This is a genomic window from Shewanella sp. SG41-4 (assembly GCF_014164505.1).
Lineage (GTDB): Bacteria > Pseudomonadota > Gammaproteobacteria > Enterobacterales > Shewanellaceae > Shewanella.
Genome location: NZ_JACJFI010000245.1, coordinates 1 through 5,816, shown reverse-complemented (window position 1 = coordinate 5,816; position 5,816 = coordinate 1). Strand labels below are relative to the sequence as shown.

4 protein-coding genes are annotated in these 5,816 nt (G+C 41.5%); 3 read left to right on the top strand and 1 reads right to left on the bottom strand.

Features of this window, described 5'->3' with window-relative positions; all coding sequences use genetic code 11:
* Together H5202_RS17200 and H5202_RS17195 are read left to right on the top strand one after the other, a co-directional pair.
* Nucleotides 1-2,383, top strand: a 2,383-nt coding sequence (locus H5202_RS17200) for a ribonuclease E/G (RefSeq protein WP_182773157.1), incomplete at its 5' end; no start/stop codon positions are given.
* A gap of 194 nt (nt 2,384-2,577) precedes the next feature.
* Nucleotides 2,578-4,134 (top strand): SulP family inorganic anion transporter, encoded by a 1,557-nt coding sequence (locus H5202_RS17195; RefSeq protein ID WP_182773156.1) that lies wholly within the window; start codon nt 2,578-2,580, stop codon nt 4,132-4,134.
* Between the two features lie 82 nt (nt 4,135-4,216).
* Here H5202_RS17195 and H5202_RS17190 read toward each other — a convergent pair whose 3' ends face one another.
* Nucleotides 4,217-5,134 carry a bifunctional methionine sulfoxide reductase B/A protein gene (locus tag H5202_RS17190; protein WP_182773155.1) on the bottom strand — a complete coding sequence of 306 codons (918 nt, stop codon included), beginning with the start codon at nt 5,132-5,134 and terminating at the stop codon, nt 4,217-4,219.
* A gap of 162 nt (nt 5,135-5,296) precedes the next feature.
* Here H5202_RS17190 and H5202_RS17185 point away from each other — a divergent pair.
* The coding region (locus H5202_RS17185; RefSeq protein ID WP_182773154.1) for an isopenicillin N synthase family oxygenase at nt 5,297-5,816 on the top strand (520 nt) is incomplete at its 3' end.

Sequence of the window (5,816 nt, the reverse complement as noted above, 5' to 3'; positions counted from 1 at the left end):
CCCAACAGAAGCGTTAACGTCTATCGATATCAACTCTGCCCGTGCAACTAAAGGCGGCGATATTGAAGAAACAGCACTTAATACCAACCTCGAAGCTGCGGATGAAATTGCTCGCCAATTACGTCTACGTGACTTAGGCGGTTTAGTGGTTATCGACTTTATTGACATGACACCAGTGCGTCATCAACGTGAAGTAGAAAACCGTTTACGTGATGCAGTACATCATGACCGTGCTCGTGTCCAATTAGGCCGTATTTCTCGCTTTGGTTTAATGGAAATGTCACGTCAACGTTTACGTCCTTCGCTTGAAGAGTCCGCGGCACATTTGTGTCCACGCTGTCATGGTCAAGGCACTATTCGTAGTACCGAATCTTTAGCGTTATCAATTTTACGTTTAATGGAAGAAGAAGCCATTAAAGAAAACACCACACAAATCGAAGCGATTGTGCCGGTTGATGTTGCTGCGTTCTTATTAAACGAGAAACGTAAAGCGATACGTATTACTGAAGAACGTCATCAAGTTGAAGTGTACATTATTCCAGATGCACACATGCAAACACCTGAGTATCGTGTAGTTCGTCGTAAAAGCGATGAGGAAGTCAGTGAATCTAGCTATAAACGTGTTGAACAGCCTGCTTCAAAATTGTATGAACCACGTAAACTTGAACGAGCAGCATCGCCAGAGCCTGCATTAAAAGGCTTCGCTGCGCCACAAAAAACCGCTGAAGATAACGTAAAAACAACACCAATAAATGTTGTCCCTGTTGTAACTTCTAATCAGCCAGGATTCTTTTCTAAAATAATGTCGGCAGTGAGTGCATTATTTTCTGGTACTGAAGCAGAGGTTAAGACCCCCCAAGCAACAGTACAAACTAAAGAAGCGGTTCAAACAAACACTCGTCGTAACACCCGTCGTAACGACACTCGTAACGACAGCGCTAACCGTAATGACAAACGCAATGAAAGTCGCAACGATAGTCGTCGTCAACGTAGTGACAGCGAAAAATCAAAAGACAACACAGAAACGCGTCCTCAGAATAAGCGTAATGAACGTAATACCAGAAATACAGTTCAAGATGACAACGCCAAAAGCAAGCCAAGAGCTGAAAAAGTTGACAAGCCATTACAAGTCAATGAAACCGATGTAGTAGAGACTAAAGTTATTGCAGAGAAGTCTCCAAAACAAGAAGCGGCTCGTGAACGTCGCCAACGCCGTAATATGCGTCGTAAAGTACGTATTGAAAATGAGCAAAATGAAACATTACCAGCTACTGATATTAGTGCTGATGATAAATCAAGTGATGTAGCTTCATCTGAGGTAAAAGTTTCAAAGTCATCTAAAGACTCTGAAGAAAAAACATCAGAAACAAGAGCTCCACGTACTCGTAAAGAGAATACTGAAAAAGCGACTGAAGCAACAAATGTTACAGTTACTGCACCAGTTGAAACGAATACTGCATCAGTTGAAACTGACACAACTAATATCGTTGAAGTTAAGGCTGAACCAATTCAAGCTGATATTAATACTGCCAATGAAACGGTAGTTGCAAATGCTGACGTCGCCACTGTAACTGATGAGTCAATTACCAGTGCTGAAGATGTTGCACCAGAAAGCGAAGCTGAAGGCCGCGAAGGTCAACGTCGTAGTCGTCGTAGCCCTCGCCACTTACGTGCAGCGGGTCAACGTCGTCGTCGTGATGATGAAACAGGATCTACACAACCAGCAGTTTTCACACCTAATGAAGAGCTAGAGAAGCAATTAGACGCTGAACAAGCTAGTAAAACCCTAGCGCTGTCTCCTGTTATTGAGACTATTGCTGAAGTCGTTAATACGCCTGTTGAATCTGTTACTCCGCAAGTTGAAGTAGTGAATACGCCTGTTGAAGTTGTGAATACGGAAGTTAACAAAGCTACTGTGGTACCCGTTAATGCTGAAATAACAGAAACTCCTGTAGAGAAAAAGGAAGCACCTCAAGAAGTAAAAGCACCTGAGGTCTCTGAAACTAAAGCTGTAGTAAAAGTTGCTAAAACGGCTGTCGATGTTGAAACTAAACAAGCACCGGTTGCGGCAAATGCATCAGCTCCAATGGCTAAGCCTGCTGCAATTGTGCGTCAAGCTAAACCCGAAGTTGTAAAAGAAGTCACCACGACAATAGAAGCCACGGTTTCTAGTGAAGTTGCTCCATCGATCAAAGCACCTGTAAAAACAAGTCGCTTTGGCTCTATGGTGTCATCAGATATGACTAAACCAACTGTAGATGTCCGTGAACAGAAAGCGGTACCTCAAGGGCGCACTTATGAAGCCCAAGCAACTGAAAGTAACACTCCCAAAGTAGCAAAAAATAACAGTGCATCTGCTGTTATGACTCGCCCTGGAGAGTAACCTTAAATAAGGGGCTAATCGCCCCATTACTTATAAAGCCATGCTTAGCATGGCTTTTTTATTGACAAGATTAATAGAAAAAACTCAACAAAAAAACGTCATTGAATTTATCCAGGCGCAGACACTATTCAACAGTTGAATTGTATTTAAAAACCACCCTTTTGATTAACTAACAAACTAAAACCAGAGGTTAAATGTTCGATCTCATTCGCCATAAAACAAGTAGTAGTAAAGCCGATATTTTGTCAGGATTAACCGTGGCGCTAGCCTTAATCCCAGAAGCGGTTGCTTTCGCGTTTGTCGCCCATGTAGAACCTATGGTTGGACTATACGCAGCCTTCATTATGGGTTTGATCACCGCATTAATTGGCGGGCGACCAGGTATGATTTCCGGCGCGACAGGTGCAATGGCTGTAGTCATGGTGTCGTTAGTGATTGAACACGGTGTACAATACTTGTTTGCTGCTGTCGTGTTAGCAGGTCTGATTCAGATTTTAGCAGGTGTATTTAAACTCGGTAAATTTATCCGAATAGTGCCTTACCCTGTAATGATTGGCTTTGTTAATGGTTTAGCTATAGTGATTTTCTTAGCGCAACTAGGCCAGTTCAAAGTCAAAGATGCTGCAGGTAATATGATTTGGATGGCACAAGAGCCTCTAATGATTATGCTAGGTTTAGTGGTATTAACCATGGCAATCATCCACTTTTTACCGAAACTAACCACTGCAGTACCTTCTTCTTTAGTCGCTATTTTAGCCGTAACCGCAATTGCTGTTGGTTTCAATTTAGAGACGAGTAACGTATTAGATTTTCTCAAAACCATGAGCGGTAACGACGCAGCAACTATTGCGGGTAATTTACCTACGTTCTCAATTCCTAGTGTGCCATTTAATTTTGAAACGTTTTATATCATTTTACCTTACGCCTGTATTTTAGCTGCGGTCGGTCTAATTGAGTCATTGTTAACCCTAACAGTCATTGATGAAATGACGAATACTCGTGGCCAAAGTAATAAAGAATGTGTGGGTCAAGGTGTAGGTAATATCACCAGTGGTTTCTTTGGTGCGATGGGCGGTTGTGCGATGATTGGCCAATCAATGATCAACATTAACTCAGGTGGCCGAGGTCGCTTGTCAGGCATCACTGCTGCATTAGCATTACTGACATTTATTTTATTTGGTTCTGCATTTATAGAAATTATCCCACTGGCTGCACTAGTTGGAGTGATGTTCATTGTGGTGGTTGGTACCTTTGAATGGGCCAGCTTCAAGTTCATGAACAAAGTACCTAAGCATGATGCATTTGTCATCGTATTAGTGACCAGTGTAACCGTGTTTACCGATCTGGCCTTTGCAGTGTTTGTCGGTGTTATCGTATCTGCCTTAGTGTTTGCATGGGAACATGCAAAACACATCAACGTAGAGATAAGTGAAGACACAAATGGCTGGAAAATATATCGCTTAAATGGGCCATTATTCTTTGGCTCAGTTGCTAACTTTCTTGAATTATTTGATGCTGAAAATGATAATCAGGATGTGATTATTGATTTTCAAAATTCACGTGTGGCAGATCATTCAGCGCTAGAGGCTATTGATACCTTAGCTGAACGTTATGTCGCAGCTGGAAAACGCCTGCATTTACGTCATTTAAGCCAGGATTGTAAAGCCCTACTCCATAAAGCACGTGATCTTGTTGAGGTTAATCTTATTGAAGATCCTCACTATAAAGTGGCGGATGATAAATTAGACTAAATGGTCGTTGTAAAAAAAGAGGTGATTGAATATTCAATCACCTCTTTTTTATCCCACTCAGCCCTCAAGAGCTAAAATCAGTTTATAGTTTACGTTTATCTGCAAATTTACTCATCACTTTATCAAACTTGGGCTTCACGACAAGTTGGCAATATGGTTGCTCACCGTGTTTGGCAAAGTAACCATCATGGTAACTTTCAGCGGGATAGAAAGTATCAAACGCGCTGATTTCAGTCACTATTGGCCTCGGCCATACTTGCTGCTGAGTTAAGGTATTGATGAATTTGTTGGCTACATCAATTTGCTCACTATTATGAACAAAAATTGCCGAACGATACTGTGGCCCTTTATCATTACCCTGTTGATTAAGTGTGGTCGGATCGTGGCTTTCAAATAGCACGCTAAGTAAGGTGTCAAATTGAATAACAGCAGGGTCAAATTCAATATGAACCACTTCTGCATGCGCGGTTTTACCAGAACACACAGCGTCATAATTTGCATCTTTAGCGTCACCGCCACAATAACCAGATTTAACACTGTGCACGCCTTTTAGTTGAGCAAAAATAGCCTCAACACACCAAAAGCACCCAGCTCCAAAAGTCGCCTTTTGGTAAGACGGTGTCGCCGAACTTTCTTGTGCTAACTCATCACGGGATTTAAAAATCATCGATACAGAATTAACACAATGACGAATATTATTATCAGTTAAATGCTCGCCTTCAAACACATGGCCTAAATGACCGCCACATTGTACACAGGTGATTTCGGTTCGATGACCATCAGCATCAGGCGTATGCGCTACAGCGCCCTCAATTTCGTCATCAAATGCTGGCCAGCCACAATGCGCATTAAACTTATGTTCGCTGTTGTATAAAGGTGCATGGCACTTTTTACATAAATAAACGCCTTGAGCATCATGATCAACATATTCACCGCTGAAAGGACGTTCTGTACCTTTTTGTTCAATAACATATTTTTCAAATTCGGTTAAATCATTCATTGTCGGCTCTCATTGAGTTGTTTGTCGCAGATATTAATAAATGATACGTGAGATCTGTGGCATCAGTTCAACCAATACAACATGAAGACACGCAAAGAATTGCGACAAAGTGTGACTAAGGTTACCATTAGCAGTGGGTCAACACACTAATAAGAAAATATAATGAAACTAAATACAATTGATTACTTAGCACCAGATAGCGCAGAGCGCTTTGTTGAATCACTTCGTGAAACTGGTTTTGGGGTATTATCGAATCACCCTATTCAAAAACAACTTGTCGAAGATATTTATAAAGAGTGGTACAACTTCTTCCTGTCTGAACAAAAACATGACTATTTGTTTAAGTCAGAAACACACGATGGATTTTTTCCAGCATCGATTTCTGAAACAGCCAAAGGTAACAATGTAAAAGATATCAAAGAATATTACCACGTGTATCCTTGGGGCCGTATTCCTGATTCACTTAGAGCTAATATCCTTGCATATTATGAACATGCCAACACCCTAGCCTCAGAATTACTCAGCTGGATTGAAAAATATACACCAGCAGACGTTGCGGCTAAATATACGATTCCATTACCTGACATGATTGCTCAAAGCCAACAAACCTTGTTGCGGATTTTACATTACCCGCCAATGAATGGTGATGAAGAAATGGGCGCGATCCGCGCAGCAGCGCATG